The 13,765-nt window shown below is 64.3% G+C and carries 12 protein-coding genes; 4 read left to right on the top strand and 8 right to left on the bottom strand.

Annotated features, from left to right (window positions below; translation table 11 throughout):
• Positions 1 to 43 precede the first annotated feature (43 nt).
• On the bottom strand, positions 44 to 1,429 hold the full coding sequence (locus RFA01S_RS06100) for a maltokinase N-terminal cap-like domain-containing protein (protein WP_052060385.1): 1,386 nt from the start codon (positions 1,427 to 1,429) through the stop codon (positions 44 to 46).
• Positions 1,430 to 1,585: 156 nt separating this feature from the next.
• Here RFA01S_RS06100 and RFA01S_RS06095 point away from each other — a divergent pair, with 156 nt between their 5' ends.
• Positions 1,586 to 2,350 carry a pirin family protein gene (locus tag RFA01S_RS06095; RefSeq protein ID WP_032406019.1) on the top strand — a complete coding sequence of 255 codons (765 nt, stop codon included), beginning with the start codon at positions 1,586 to 1,588 and terminating at the stop codon, positions 2,348 to 2,350.
• Between the two features lie 111 nt (positions 2,351 to 2,461).
• On the top strand, positions 2,462 to 2,950 hold the full coding sequence (locus RFA01S_RS06090) for a DUF4190 domain-containing protein (RefSeq protein WP_238325022.1): 489 nt from the start codon (positions 2,462 to 2,464) through the stop codon (positions 2,948 to 2,950).
• Positions 2,951 to 2,966: 16 nt separating this feature from the next.
• Here RFA01S_RS06090 and RFA01S_RS06085 read toward each other — a convergent pair whose 3' ends face one another.
• From RFA01S_RS06085 to RFA01S_RS06075, 3 genes are read right to left on the bottom strand one after another with little or no spacing between them, the layout of a single operon-like run.
• Positions 2,967 to 4,550 carry an ABC transporter permease gene (locus RFA01S_RS06085; RefSeq protein ID WP_238325021.1) on the bottom strand — a complete coding sequence of 528 codons (1,584 nt, stop codon included), beginning with the start codon at positions 4,548 to 4,550 and terminating at the stop codon, positions 2,967 to 2,969.
• Entirely contained in the window at positions 4,547 to 5,425 is an 879-nt protein-coding gene (locus RFA01S_RS06080) for an ABC transporter ATP-binding protein (RefSeq protein WP_032374755.1), read from the bottom strand. The genes RFA01S_RS06085 and RFA01S_RS06080 overlap by 4 nt, the downstream gene beginning before the upstream one ends.
• On the bottom strand, positions 5,422 to 6,027 hold the full coding sequence (locus RFA01S_RS06075; RefSeq protein WP_032406198.1) for a TetR/AcrR family transcriptional regulator: 606 nt from the start codon (positions 6,025 to 6,027) through the stop codon (positions 5,422 to 5,424). The genes RFA01S_RS06080 and RFA01S_RS06075 overlap by 4 nt, the downstream gene beginning before the upstream one ends.
• Before the next feature lie 54 nt (positions 6,028 to 6,081).
• Here RFA01S_RS06075 and RFA01S_RS06070 point away from each other — a divergent pair, with 54 nt between their 5' ends.
• Together RFA01S_RS06070 and RFA01S_RS06065 are read left to right on the top strand one after the other, a co-directional pair.
• Positions 6,082 to 8,040: a M13 family metallopeptidase gene (locus RFA01S_RS06070; RefSeq protein ID WP_032406018.1), complete on the top strand. Its 1,959-nt coding sequence runs from the start codon at positions 6,082 to 6,084 to the stop codon at positions 8,038 to 8,040.
• Positions 8,041 to 8,113: 73 nt separating this feature from the next.
• The gene (locus RFA01S_RS06065; RefSeq protein ID WP_032374753.1) at positions 8,114 to 9,424 is read left to right on the top strand and encodes a cytochrome P450; all 1,311 of its coding nucleotides are present in this window, start codon (positions 8,114 to 8,116) and stop codon (positions 9,422 to 9,424) included.
• Here RFA01S_RS06065 and RFA01S_RS06060 read toward each other — a convergent pair.
• The 4 genes from RFA01S_RS06060 to RFA01S_RS06045 are packed head-to-tail and all read right to left on the bottom strand — an operon-like array spanning position 9,402 to position 13,657.
• Positions 9,402 to 10,484, bottom strand: a complete 1,083-nt coding sequence (locus tag RFA01S_RS06060; protein ID WP_032406017.1) for an ABC transporter ATP-binding protein — start codon at positions 10,482 to 10,484, stop codon at positions 9,402 to 9,404. The genes RFA01S_RS06065 and RFA01S_RS06060 overlap by 23 nt on opposite strands.
• Complete coding sequence (locus RFA01S_RS06055) at positions 10,484 to 11,809, bottom strand: ABC transporter substrate-binding protein (RefSeq protein ID WP_032392476.1); 1,326 nt, start codon at positions 11,807 to 11,809, stop codon at positions 10,484 to 10,486. Before RFA01S_RS06055 ends, RFA01S_RS06060 begins: the two co-directional genes overlap by 1 nt.
• 28 nt (positions 11,810 to 11,837) lie before the next feature.
• On the bottom strand, positions 11,838 to 12,728 hold the full coding sequence (locus RFA01S_RS06050) for a carbohydrate ABC transporter permease (RefSeq protein WP_027495271.1): 891 nt from the start codon (positions 12,726 to 12,728) through the stop codon (positions 11,838 to 11,840).
• The gene (locus RFA01S_RS06045; RefSeq protein ID WP_174557223.1) at positions 12,725 to 13,657 is read right to left on the bottom strand and encodes a carbohydrate ABC transporter permease; all 933 of its coding nucleotides are present in this window, start codon (positions 13,655 to 13,657) and stop codon (positions 12,725 to 12,727) included. Before RFA01S_RS06045 ends, RFA01S_RS06050 begins: the two co-directional genes overlap by 4 nt.
• Positions 13,658 to 13,765 lie beyond the last annotated feature (108 nt).

The following is a 13,765-nucleotide window of genomic DNA, read 5'->3' as shown; positions in this document are numbered from 1 at the left end:
ACGGGCCGGTCCACGCCCGCCCCTACAGCCCGTTTCCCGGCCGTCAGCTGACCAACCGTTCGACCGCGCGCATCGGCAGAGACAGCCAGGTCGGTCGATTGCGCGCTTCGTACAGAACCTCGTAGACCGCTTTGTCCAGTTCGTATGCGCGCAGCAGATCGGCTTCGTCGCGTGGATCGTGGCCGGCCACCGATGCGTACCCATCGAAGAAGGCCGTGATGCTCCGCGCAGCCCACTGCTCGGCGCGTTCCCGTCTAGCCGGGTCCTCCGGCAGGTCGACGAGGAGGTGGTTGGCGGCATAGTCGAACGACCGCAGCATTCCCGCGACGTCGCGCAAAGCACTGTCCATTTGTCTGCGCTCGTCCAGCGTCTTGGCCGGCTCTCCCTCGAAATCGATGAGCAGCCACCGTTCGGGGGTCCCCAATACCTGCCCCAGATGCAGATCGCCGTGAATGCGTTGGACGGTGGTACTGCTCGACGCCTCGGCCCGTGAGATCAGGGCCGTCGCGGCGGGGATGTACTGGGCGATCTCCGGAACCACTCGCGCTACTCCGGAGATGCGCTCGAGGATCTCTTCGACGGCCGTCGATTCCACGGACCGTTCGGCGGTCCCCAAGACCGAGGCCAGGTCGTGGTGTACCTGCGCGACGGCAGCGCCGAGTCGATACGCGTGGGGAGCGAAATCGGCGGACAAATCCTCGATCGGTGTGTCGGGGGAATCGAACACCTCGCGCACGCTGGCCAGCGCAGTGGTCCATCCCTCGGCAGAATTCGCGGCGAAGTCCTGGATCATCCCCAGCGTGGTGGTCTCACCGCCGACCTGCGCTTCGAGCCACCCTCGCAGCGGTGCCACGTTGACGCTGCCGGCCTCGGCCAGCGCACGGTGCAACTCGACGTCCGGACTGATTCCGGGCGGTACCTGACGAAACAGCTTGAGCAGCAGCAGATCACCGAGGATCACCGACGTGTTGGACTGCTCTGCACCCAGAACCCGACCGCGCATGCCCTGCGGCACGCTCGAACCGTCGACGACCTTGAATTCGATACTGCCCGTAGGGTTCTCATCGGAGAACGCATCACCGTACAGGGCGATGATCTCCGGATCACGTAACCCGTCGAACACTGCCACCTCACCGGGCACCGGCAACAGCCACGGGCGTAGTTCCTCGGGTACCTCGGTGCGGAAACCGAGGGGCACCTGATAGGTCTGGGTCACCGACGTGCCGTCTTGGACGAGGTCCACCTCGACGAGCAGGTGCTCGGCGGCGAAATGCGGCTCGTCGTGCAGTACGTCCCGAGCGACGATCCGTACGGCACCCACCGTCGAACCCTTTGCGCCGAACCATCGTTGACCTGGCAACCACGACACCAGTGCGTCCTCGAGCAGGTGTCGAACAGCGTGTGCCGCGCTCGAGCTGGAACCGACCATGAGTATCTCTCGCCGCCTTCGGGGAGTTGCAGAGCGTGTGACCGTACCGTGTCCGAACCTACCCACTCGGGGCCGCCGTCACACCCCGGCGGCAAAGACACCCGAACGTTATGCAGGTCGTACGCCGGTGCATCGACATGCTCGTACAGTGGGGACATGTCCGCTCCACTGACCGCCCACATCGACGTGCATCGTGCCGGTGATCGACTGAAAACCCGTGTGTCCTGGCTCGACTCGAAGCACTCGTTCTCTTTCGGTCAGCACTACGACCCCGAGAACACCCACCACGGCCTGTTGTTGGTGAACAACGACGACATCGTCACTGCCGGGCAGGGATTCGAAACGCATCCGCACCGCGACACGGAGATCATCACGTGGGTGGTGCAGGGCTCTCTGGTGCATCAGGATTCGATCGGGCACTCCGGCATCATCTATCCCGGACTGGCGCAACGGATGAGTGCGGGCGAAGGCATCATGCACTCGGAGAAGAACGACTCCTGGAGTATCGACGGCAATCGGCACACCGAACCCGTCCGCTTCGTACAGATGTGGGTGATACCCGACAGTCCCGGCACCGCACCGGGCTACGAGCAACTCGAGATCGACGACGAACTGCTGCGCGGCGGACTCGTCACCGTCGCGTCGGGAATGAACCGACACCGTGGTCAGGCGGCCATCGGCATCGGCCAGAAGTCGGCCGCGTTGCACGCTGCGCGACTGACACCGGATTCGACCGTGACCGTTCCCGACGCACCGTTCGTGCACGTGTTCGTGGTCCGCGGCACCGTCTCGATGGAGGGTGTCGGAGAACTGTACGAGGGTGACGCGGTACGCATGAGTTCCACTGGCGGACAGCGAATTACGGCCTCGGAGCCAGCCGAGATCCTGATCTGGGAGATGCACTCGCGACTGGGCGGCTGACAGGCACGCTCGATGACAAGTTGATCACGGGGGCACGTGGCGTCTGCGCGCACGACAGAGATCTGCATACACTCCGAGCGTTCACGATCGCCGATCTCGGAGGTATCAGACGTGTCGAATGACTATCCCCCGCCCGGAAACTATCCTTCACCCGGCGAGTACCCCCAGCAGGGCGGATATCAGCAGGGTGGATATCAGCAGGGTGGATACGAGCAACAGCCGGTAGCGCCGAAGAACACCATCGGCACAGTGGCTCTGGTTCTCGCGATTCTCGGCGTGTTGTTCTCCTGGACGATCGTCGGCGGCATTGTTCTCGGCCTGATCGCGATCGTCCTCGGCTTCATCGGTCGGTCGAGGTACAAGAAGCGCGTCGCCACCAACGGCACCGTGTCTCTCATCGCGATCATCCTCGGTTTCGTGGCGGCGGCTTTGTCGATCGTTCTCGTCGTCGTCGGCGTCGGCCTGTTCAACGCAGTCGGTGGACAGGACTTCACCGACTGCATGACCAACGCAGGCAGCGATACTGCAGCGCAACAGCAATGCGCCGACGAATTCAAGCAGAACGTCGAGAACCAGTACGACGACTCGACACCGAACTGAGTCGCGGCCGACTCATTCAGCCGCGGACGTCCCGTCGACGCAGCGCGATGCTTCCGGCACCGCCTGCGGCGGCGGCGACAGCGACGAGCCACAGCAAGGGCACCACCGAGAACTCCCCACCTGGCAGCTTGGGCAGGTGGGTGAACGGCGAGATGTCTTGCAACCATTGGGGCAGCCCAACTACCGCCCCGATCTGCCCTAGGGCAACGAAGCCGCCGAGGACGGCCCACACGACGGTTGCGAATCGAGGGACAGCGCCGAACAATGCCACGCCGATGGCCGTCACCACCCACACGGCCGGGAGCTGAGCCAGAGCGCCGACCACGGCGGACGGCAGTTCGCGCGACATGTCGCCGGTTGCCGACCCGTACGTCAGCCCGATGGTGAGGCCGACGACCAGCAGTAGCCACGCCGGGCCGAGGACGGCGAAGAGTAGATACCCCGCCGCCCACCGAGGGCGCGAGATACCGGTGGCCAGCACGATCTCGGCCAGACCCGACTCTTCCTCGCTGTGCAGACGTAGCACGGCCGACGAGGAATAGGCCGCCACCATGATGCCGACCATGCTCAGCACGACGGCGATGAACGACTGTTGGATCGTGGTGCCGCCGAACTTGCCCAGTGCGTCGCTGATGGCGGCGCTGCTGCCGAGTTGATCGCCGATGCCGTCCGTCGACGATCCGATCGCGATACCGAACAGGGCGAGGCCGACGGTCCAGACGACGGTGGTTCCGCGGGACAGTCGCCACGCGAGGGCGACGGGACCGGACAGTGACGGAACGGCAGCCACCCGGCCGCGGCGTTCGGCCCGCAGACCACTGCCGAGATCGCGTCGATTCGCTGCCACGAACGCTGCGGCGACGAACACCGTCGCGGTCGCCAGCGACAGCAACAGCGGCCACCACCGTTCGTCGGCGAACGGTGGCACCTGCGCCGACCACCCGATCGGCGAGAACCACGACAGGGTTCCCGAACCGATGTCGCCGATCGCTCTGAGAACGAACGCTGCGGCCAACACGCCGAGGGCATAGCCGCGATCCGCGCGAGCCCCGGACGCCACCTGTGCTGCCAGCCCCGCGCAGCCGACGAACACCGCACCGACGACGACGATCGAGGCACCGAACGCGACGCTCCCGGCCACCGGCAGACCGAACGCCCACAGCGAGACGGACGTCAGCATTCCCGTCGCCATCACACCGCCGCCCGCCAGGAGCACGGCCGCTGTCAACCCTGCAAATCTGCCCACTGCAGTCGACCCGACCAGCTCGACACGACCCGCGTCCTCCTCACCGCGGGTATGCCGAACGACAGTGAGGATCGCCGCCAACGGAACGAGGGTCAGCATCAGTCCGGCGCGCCACGACACCAGGGCACCGAGGTCGCTACCGAAGATCGGCCCTACGAGAGCCGCTTGCGCCGGCACTGCCTCGGTGCTGAGATAGAACGCTCGACGGTCTGCCGCCGTCGGATACAGCCCCTCGAAGCTGACCGCGTACAGCAGCGGGAGCGCTCCGAGCAGAACGACCCAGATCGGCAACACGAGTCGGTCGCGGCGTAGATACAACCGCAGCAATGCCACTGTGCCGCTCAGGCTGTTCATGCGTAGTACCTCAGGAACAGCTCTTCGAGAGTCGGCGCGGAGCTGATCATGCTCTGCACGCCTGCGTCGGCCAGGACGTGCATCACCGCAGCGAGCGCCTCGTTCTCCACCGTGCAGGTAATCGTGGACCCGTCCACGGTCACCCCGCTGACCCCGGTGAGCCTGTCGAGATCGCCGGGTACTCGATCCACAGTGATGGTCATCGTCGTGCGGGTGAGGTGCCGCATCGACGCCAGGGTCCCGGTGTCCACCGTGCGCCCGTCCCGGACGATGGTGACCGAACTGCACAACGCATCCACCTCGGACAGGATGTGCGAGGACAGCAGCACCGTGACTCCGCGTCGCGCAGCATCTTTCACGCATTCGGCGAACTGCTGCTCCATCAGGGGATCGAGACCGGAAGTGGGCTCGTCGAGGAGCAGCAGCTCCACGTTCGATGCCAGGGCCGAGATCAGAGCGACCTTCTGGCGATTGCCCTTCGAATAGGTGCGACTCCGCTTTCCTGGGTCGAGGGAGAACCGTTCGATCAGCTCGGCCCGGCGGCCGGAATCGATACCGCCGCGCATCCTGGCGAGCAGATCGATCACCTCCCCGCCGGTCAACGACGGCCACAGCGTCACATCTCCGGGAACGTAGGCCAGCCGTCGATGCAGTGCGACGCCGTCGGCCCACGGATCACCGCCGAGCAACCGGACCGTCCCCGACGTCGCGCGCACGAGACCGAGCAGCACGCGGATCGTGGTGGATTTACCCGACCCGTTGGGGCCGAGAAAGCCGTGCACATCACCGGTCTCGACGTGCAGGTTCAGGCCGTCGAGGGCCCGGACCGAACCGAACGTCTTCACCAGATCGTCGACTGCGATGGCGTCGGTCATTGCTCGGCCTCCAGATAGGTGTCCAAGATTCGGGAATCGGTGAACAATCCATCGGTGTACAGCTCGAGTGCCGGCAACATGACCTCGTCACCGAGCGCGCTGAGAGCCGCACGGAAATCGACGTCCGGGCCGGCCATCTGCACGTACAACAGCAGACCGCCCACGTTCTGGCGCGTCAGGAACCGGGCGCGCGCCGCGGGGTCGCGGCTGGGTGTGAATCGGCCGTCGCGTACTCCGTCGTCGAGGTACCGGACCGCGTCGTCGACCATGTGCTCGAATAACTCTCGGGCCAGCGCTCCGCCCGAGGAGAAGCTCCGCACGATGTAGGCGACGAGCGGTGCGTACTCGTCGATGCGAGCAAGCTGTTCCATCACCCCGGTAGTACCGGCCTTCGATTCGCGGATCGTGCGCAGGACGTACTCGTCGCACGCTGCCCGAAGTCCGTCCTTGGACCCGAAGTGGTGGTTGAGCAGCCCGGGTGAGACGCCGGCGGCGCTGGCGATGGACCGCACACCGGCGGTGAAACCCTGCATGCCGAAGACGTCGATCGCGGTGTCGCGGATCCGCGCGCGAGTGGTCAGATCCTCCGATGCTGAACGCATGTACAGCACATTAAACACCCGTTCAATCGAGCGCAAGAGTGTAAAGATGGATACATGACTTCAGTAGTGAACTCGGGCATCGATCTCAGCTACCAGGACGAGAACACACGCGCGCAGGACGACCTCTTCGTGCACGTCAACGGCAAATGGCTGGAGGACTACAGCATTCCCGCCGACCGCGCCGTCGACGGTGCGTTCCGGACGTTGTACGACCGCGCCGAGGTCGACGTACAGACCATCATCGAAGAATCGGCGGCCGCGAATCCGCCCGCCGGTAGCGACGCACAGAAGATCGGCGACCTGTTCTCGAGCTTCATGGACGCCGACCGGGCCGAACAGCTCGGCACCACCCCGATCGCCGACGAGCTCGCCGCGGTTGCCGATGCGACCGACTTGGTCACGCTCGCAGGCGTTCTCGGTTCTCTGCAACGCACCGGAGTCGGCGGCGGTATCGCTCACTACGTCGACACCGACGCCAAGCGATCCGACCGCTACCTGGTGCACTTCAGCCAGTCGGGAATCGGCTTGCCCGACGAGTCGTACTACCGTCAGGACGAATACGCCGACATCCGCACGAGCTACATCGCGCACATCGCGAAGATGTTCGCGCTCAGCGGCGTCGAGTACGACGCGCAGACGGTGTTCGATCTCGAGCGAAAGATCGCCGCGGGCCACTGGGACGTCGTCGCCCGGCGCGACGCCGAGAAGAGCTACAACCTCGTCCAGTTCGACACTCTGGTGCAGAACGAGCCCGGATTCAATTGGACCGCATGGATTTCCGGCCTCGGCGGCACCACCGAACAGTTCGCCGAGATCGTCGTGCGCCAGCCACCGTTCGTCAACACGTTCGTGTCCCTGTGGACGTCGGAGGACATCGAGACGTGGAAGGCGTGGCTCGCGTGGCGCGTCGTCCATGCCCGGGCTCCGTTCCTGACCAGCGCACTCGTCGACGAGAACTTCGCGTTCTACGGAACGACGCTGACCGGAACCGAGGAGAACCGCGAGCGCTGGAAGCGCGGCGTCTCGCTCGTACAGGACGTCCTCGGCGAGGCCGTCGGCAAGCTCTACGTCGAACGCCACTTCCCGGCGGACTCGAAGGCACGCATGCAGGTGCTCGTCGACAACCTCGCCGAGGCCTACCGCCGCAACATCTCCGAGCTCGAATGGATGAGCCCGGAGACGCGCCGCAAGGCCTTGGACAAGCTGGACAAGTTCACTCCCAAGATCGGCTACCCCGACCGCTGGCGCGACTACTCGAGCGTCGTCATCGCCGCCGACGATCTGCTCGGCAACTACCGCCGCGGTTACGAGGCCGACTATCAGCGTGATCTCGACAAGCTCGGCGGTCCGGTCGATCGCGACGAATGGTTCATGACGCCGCAGACCGTCAACGCGTACTACAACCCCGGGATGAACGAAATCGTCTTTCCCGCAGCCATTCTGCAGCCGCCGTTCTTCGACGCCGAGGCCGACGACGCAGCCAACTACGGCGGGATCGGAGCCGTCATCGGTCACGAGATCGGGCACGGATTCGACGACCAGGGTGCCAAGTACGACGGCGACGGCAACATGGTGGATTGGTGGACCGACAGCGACCGCACCGAATTCGGTAAGCGCACCACAGCCCTGATCGAGCAGTACAACGAATTCGAGCCGAAGGCACTGCCCGGCCACAAGGTCAACGGCGAATTCACCATCGGTGAGAACATCGGCGATCTGGGTGGCCTGTCCATCGCCGTCGCCGCATACGAAATCTCGCTCGAGGGCAAGGACGCACCGGTGCTCGACGGCCTGACCGGGTTGCAGCGCGTGTTCTTCGGCTGGTCGCAGGTGTGGCGCACCAAGGCACGAGACGCCGAAGCACTTCGCCGCCTCGCCGTCGATCCGCACTCACCGCCGGAGTTCCGGTGCAACGGAGTCGTGCGCAATCTGGACAGTTTTCACGAAGCGTTCGACGTACAGCCCGGTGATGCGCTGTACTTGGACCCGGGGAAGCGCGTCAAGATCTGGTAGCACGTGAGTGGAACTTCGTAGTCTGCTACGAGAAACCACTCACATAGGGCGGGACAACGGGGAGGACAGTCGGATGAGGGAATTCGTACGGTGGATCGCGGCACACGGGGTCATCAGGTTCGGGGCCAAGCGTGCTGCGGCCGCCGGTGACCGGCAGGCCATGCTGGTCGCCGATCCGGCGACACGGGCAAATCCGACGCCGGTGTACGAGGAACTGCGGGCGACGGCACCGCTGGTGAAGACCCGAATCTCCAACATCACCGTGCATCACCGGGTGGCGTTCGCGCTGCTGCGCTCCGACGATTTTCGGGTCACCCAGCTGGGCGGCACGCTGCCGGCACCGCTGAAGTGGGTGGAACGCCACACCCGCTCCGGTGCCCTGCATCCGATCCTTCCGCCGTCCCTGCTGTCGGTCGAGCCACCCGATCACACCCGCTACCGCAAGCTGGTGTCCTCGGTCTTCACCGCCCGGGCGGTCGCGCAGATGCGAGATCAGGTGCAGGAAACCGCGGACGCGCTACTCGACGAACTGACCGACGGCAGCCCTGTCGTCGACATCGTCGACCGATACTGCGCTCGCCTTCCCGTCGCAGTCATCGGCCGCATCCTCGGCGTTCCGGAGAAGGACAATCAGCGCGTCCTCGAATTCGGCGAAATGGCGGCACCCAGCCTCGACATCGGTATCTCGTGGAGCCAGTTCAAGCAGGTGGAGCGTGGCCTCATCGGTTTCGACGCGTGGCTCTCGCAGCACATCGCCGAACTTCGCCGCAACCCCGGCGACGACCTGATGAGCCAACTGATCGCCGCCGAGGACGAGGGCATCGGCCTGAACGACGAAGAGCTCAGGGCCACAGCAGGATTGGTATTGGCGGCCGGGTTCGAGACAACCGTCAATCTGCTCGGCAGCGGCATCCGACTCCTGCTCGATCATCCGGATCAACTGGCTGTACTGCAACAGGATCCATCGCACTGGCCCACCGCGATCGACGAGATGTTGCGGATGGAATCTCCCGTTCAGCTGACGGCTCGGGCGGCCAAGCACGACGTCGTCGTGGAGGGTGTGCCGATCACGAAGGACTCACTGGTCGTCCTCGTGCTGGCCGGTGCCAACCGCGATCCGCTGGTATTCGAGGACCCCGACCGGTTCGACGTCACCCGCGACAACGCGGGTAAGCACCTGTCGTTCTCCGGCGGACGCCACTACTGCCTGGGCGCAGCGCTGGCGAAGGCAGAGTCGGAGGTGGGTCTGAAGACGTTGTTCGACAGGTTCCCCCACCTACGTTCTGCAGGCGAGGGAACCCGTCGCGACACGCGCGTATTGCACGGGTGGGCAACACTTCCGGTGGATCTGGGCGAACCCGTCAGGACAACCGCAGGCCGGTAGCGGCGTCGAAGAAGAACAGTTCGTCGAGCACCGGCTTCAACCGGACGGTCTCGGCGAGGGCGACCGACAGCTTGCGGTCCACCCTCACCGAGATACGTCCAGAGGGCGTCGTCCACTGACCGTCGGCGTTGGGTGCCGAGGCGTACACGAACGACTCCGCACCCAATTCCTCGATCAATTCGACGGTGAGTCGGAGTCCGCCCGCATGTTCGCCGACGAGCTCCCACGATTCCGGCCGAACCCCGACGACGACGCGGTGGCCCGCCGACGACGGAACAGGGATCCGAACGTCTCCGAGGACCGCAGCGCCCTCGTGCACGGGAGCGTCGACGAGGTTCATGCCGGGAGACCCGATGAACCCGGCGACGAAGGTGTTGACGGGGTTGTCGTACAGCTCCCGCGGAGCGGCGATCTGCTGTAACTTGCCGTCCCGCAACACCGCAACCCGGTCACCCATCGTCATCGCCTCGACCTGATCATGGGTGACGTACACGGTGGTGGTACCCAATCGCTTCTGCAGTCCGGCGATCTGGGCCCTCGTCGACACTCGCAATTTGGCGTCGAGGTTGGACAGCGGCTCGTCCATGCAGAACACCTTGGGTTGACGAACGATGGCTCGCCCCATGGCCACTCGCTGCCGCTGCCCACCGGAGAGCTTGCCGGGCTTGCGACCCAGCAGCGGCTCGAGTTCGAGCATCCTCGCGGCGTCCAGTACGCGAGCCGCAGTGTCGGCCTTGCTCATTCCCGCGTTTCGCAATGCGAAGCCCATGTTGTCGCCGACGGTCATGTTGGGGTACAGCGCGTAGTTCTGGAACACCATCGCGACGTCCCTCGCCCGTGGGGCGAGCGAGGTGACGTCCACTCCGCCGATGTCGATGTGGCCGCTCTCGACGGATTCGAGGCCGGCCAGCATCCGCAGACTCGTCGACTTTCCACATCCGGACGGTCCCACCAGCACGATGAACTCGCCGTCCGCTATGTCGAGTTCGAGCGTGTCGACGGCGAGAGAGTCCGCGCCCGGGTACCTGTGCGAGACACCCGCATAGTGAACGGTCGCCATTACTTCGGCAGCTTCGGGGTGATCTGGCGGTCGATGATCTGTTGTAATTGATCCGAGACGGACGCGAATGTCGTTGCGACGTCTGCATTCTGCAGAGCGATCTGCTCGAGACCGCTACCGATGATCTTGTCGCCGCCGGGCACGAACACGCGGGCAGCGTCCTGGGAGCGGGTACGCGCCAACTGGTCGACGGCCGTCTTCGCGTTCGGGTTGGCCTCGAGGAACGCGATTTCCGACGGGTCCTGCTGCGCCGACTTGCGGACCGGCATGTACCCGGTGTTCTGCGAGAAGTACGCAGTGTTGGCACCGTTGGTCACGAAATCGATGAACTTGAGTGCGTTCACCTTGCGCTCGTCGGAGATCTTGGCCGGGATGGCCAGACCCGCGCCGCCGGTGGGGCATCCGGGCGCGCCGTCGGTGGCCGGCAGGAAGGCCGTACCGAACTCGAACGCGGCACCCTTGGTGATGGTGGACAGGTCTCCGGTGGAGGCGATCGTGGATGCGAGGATGCCCGCGGCGAAGTCGTTGGCGATGTCGTTGGAGACCGCCGCGTACTTCTTGGTGTGGATCATGTCCTGCAGGAACTTGCCTGCCGCAATGGTATTGGGGTCGTCGAACTTCAGCTCGAACTGATCGGAGTACGATCCGCCGAAGGTCCAGATCGGTCCCTCGAACGTCCACCCGAGATAGTCGACGGCATTGCCCCAGCCGTGGGCGAGCTTGCCGTTTCCGACGACGGCCTGGATGCGCGGGCCCCACTCGTCGAATTCCTGCCACGTGGCCGGTCCGCGATCGGGCAGGCCGGCTGCCGACCAGACGGCCTTGTTGTAGTAGAACAGCGGAGTGGAGCGAGCGTACGGCAGAGCCCAGTGGCTCCCGTTCCAGTTGTAGTCGGCCAGCAGCGAATCCACGTAATCGGACTGGTCGACCCCGGCCGCAGAGAAGTGCTTGTCGAGGGGCTCGATCGCCCCGGTCAGTGCGTAGTTGAACCACCAGACATCCGAGAGTACGACTACGTCGGGCACATCGTTGCCGGACAATGCCGCATTGAACTTCTGCGACACCTCCTCGTAGTTCTTGCCGCCGTCGATGAGATTGACCGTCAGTCCGGGGTTCTGCGCCTGGAACCGCGAGATCAGCTCCTTCTCGAATTCCTGGGACTTGCCCGGGTGGTTCGACCAGAAGTTGATGGTGTTCGCATCGCCTTCGACGCCGCCGCCGCCGGACGATCCCGATCCGGGACCGCTGCACGCCGCGAGGGCTGCAGCGGCCGCAGCCGCACCGGTGAGCGTGAGGAAGCCACGCCGATTGATGATGTGTGCCATGGTGTTCGACTCCTGATAGTGAGGTGGATCAGCCCTTGACCGCACCGGAGGTGAGGCCCTTGATCATGTGGCGCTGCAGGACGAGGAAGACGAGAAGAATCGGCAGAATGGTGAGCACTGTCGCGGCCATGACCGCTCCCCAGTTGGTGTAGCCCTCGCTGTTCTGGAGCAGCGTCAGGCCGACCGGGAGCGGAGCAACCGACGAGTCGTCGGACATCAGGAACGGCCAGAGGTATTCGTTCCATTCGGTGACGATGGTGATGATCGCGAACGCCACCATCGTCGGACCCGACAGCGGCAGGATGACGCGGAACATCAACCGCACCGGGCCCGCGCCGTCCATGCGCGCGGCCTCGATGATCTCCGGTGGCAGCGACAGGAAGTGGTTACGCATCAGGAAGGTACCGAATGCAACGCCTGCCAGCGGAATGATGATGCCCTGAAACGAATTTCGCCAACCGAGCTCGGAGATGAGCGAGTAGTTGGAGATGACGGTGATCTGGTTGGGCACCATCAGCGCGGCAATGATGACGAGGAAGACGATGTTCTTGCCCGGAAAGCGCAGGAACACCAGGCCGTACGCACTGAGCACACCGAGGACGAACTTGATCGACGCGACCGCCGTGGTGATGACGATCGAGTTGCGCAGGTACGTGAAGAACGGCACCTCCGTCGTCGCCTCGTTGTAGTTCTGCGGATGAAAACTGCTGGGCCACCACGTGACCGGCTGAACGTAGATGTCCGGGCGGTCCTTGAACGAGGTGACCAGAATCCAGAACAGCGGCAGGCCGATCATCAGCAGGACGGCAACCATCGCCGCGTAGCCGAGGACATTCGCGCTGCGACGCGTGCGCTGCGGGTCCCGACCGAGCGAAGGCTTTTCCGGGACTGCAGCATCGGGCTTGCTCACCAAGGTCATCGCTGATCGTCCCGATCCATGATTCGTACCTGTACGAGAGTGACGATCAACAGCACGAGGAACAGGATGGTCGCGACGGTCGCCCCGTAGCCGGCCCGGAAGTTGCGGAACGTTTCCTCGTAGACCTGGTAGACCATCGTGGTGGTTCCGGTGCCCAGTGGGCCACCGCGCGTCATGACATTGATGATGTCGAAGACCTGAAGGGAGTTGAGCAACACCGTGATCGAGAGGAAGAACGTCGTCGGACGCAGTTGCGGCAGAAGCACTTTGCGGAACGTGGTCCAGCGGCCGGCCTGGTCGATCTCGGCCGCTTCCATCAATTCCTTGCGCACACCCTGCAGCGCCGCGAGATAGATGACGAAGGTGTAGCCCAGGTTCTTCCACAAGTAGGTGACGGTGATCATGACCATCGCCCATTTCGGATCCTGATAGAAATCCGGGACCGCACCGAGGCCGAATCTGCGCATCAGGTCCTGGACGAGTCCGAAGTTGGGATCGAAGACGAACTGGAATGCGATACCGATCGCGGCACCGGAGATCACGTACGGCGCGAACACTGCGGAGCGAACGAAGTTGCGGCCCCGCAGTTTACGATCGAGCAGCAGCGCAAGTATCAGACCGAGCACCAGCGAGCCGACGACGGCGGCCACGGTGAACACGACAGTGTTGCCGACTATCTGCCACGTGTCGTCACGGGCGGCCCACTCGCGGTAGTTCTCGAATCCGACGAACGTGGACGTGGGCGAGGACAGGTTCCAGTCGAAGAACGAGAACTGGAAGTTCTCCACCAACGGGCGGTACGTGAAGACCGCCAACAGAACCAGGTTGGGTCCCACGAGAATCAGGAACAGTGCGTAATCGGTCCACGGCCGCGAGAAGAAGCTCTTCTTGCCTGCCGTGGGCAGCACTCGTTCGGTTGTTGCACTCACCGCGAGGACTGTGCTCAGTCGCGGCTAACGAATGGTGAACGCGGCCCCAACTGGTGCCGTCACGCAGACCAACCTATGTGAGTGGAACTTCGTAGCAGGGGTCGTGTT

This window comes from Rhodococcoides fascians NBRC 12155 = LMG 3623, from assembly GCF_001894785.1.
Taxonomy (GTDB): domain Bacteria; phylum Actinomycetota; class Actinomycetes; order Mycobacteriales; family Mycobacteriaceae; genus Rhodococcoides; species Rhodococcoides fascians.
The sequence above is the reverse complement of the archived record's forward strand: the minus strand, read 5'-3'. Positions and strand labels throughout refer to the sequence as shown.

What these genes read in the sequence shown, in the direction of transcription:
- RFA01S_RS06100 (WP_052060385.1), bottom strand. Translation starts at nt 1,429, where the DNA reads ATGGTCGGTTCCAGCTCGAGCGCGGCACACGCTGTTCGACACCTGCTC.
- RFA01S_RS06095 (WP_032406019.1), top strand. Translation starts at nt 1,586, where the DNA reads ATGTCCGCTCCACTGACCGCCCACATCGACGTGCATCGTGCCGGTGAT.
- RFA01S_RS06085 (WP_238325021.1), bottom strand. Translation starts at nt 4,550, where the DNA reads ATGAACAGCCTGAGCGGCACAGTGGCATTGCTGCGGTTGTATCTACGC.
- RFA01S_RS06080 (WP_032374755.1), bottom strand. Translation starts at nt 5,425, where the DNA reads ATGACCGACGCCATCGCAGTCGACGATCTGGTGAAGACGTTCGGTTCG.
- RFA01S_RS06075 (WP_032406198.1), bottom strand. Translation starts at nt 6,027, where the DNA reads ATGCGTTCAGCATCGGAGGATCTGACCACTCGCGCGCGGATCCGCGAC.
- RFA01S_RS06070 (WP_032406018.1), top strand. Translation starts at nt 6,082, where the DNA reads ATGACTTCAGTAGTGAACTCGGGCATCGATCTCAGCTACCAGGACGAG.
- RFA01S_RS06065 (WP_032374753.1), top strand. Translation starts at nt 8,114, where the DNA reads ATGAGGGAATTCGTACGGTGGATCGCGGCACACGGGGTCATCAGGTTC.
- RFA01S_RS06060 (WP_032406017.1), bottom strand. Translation starts at nt 10,484, where the DNA reads ATGGCGACCGTTCACTATGCGGGTGTCTCGCACAGGTACCCGGGCGCG.
- RFA01S_RS06055 (WP_032392476.1), bottom strand. Translation starts at nt 11,809, where the DNA reads ATGGCACACATCATCAATCGGCGTGGCTTCCTCACGCTCACCGGTGCG.
- RFA01S_RS06050 (WP_027495271.1), bottom strand. Translation starts at nt 12,728, where the DNA reads ATGACCTTGGTGAGCAAGCCCGATGCTGCAGTCCCGGAAAAGCCTTCG.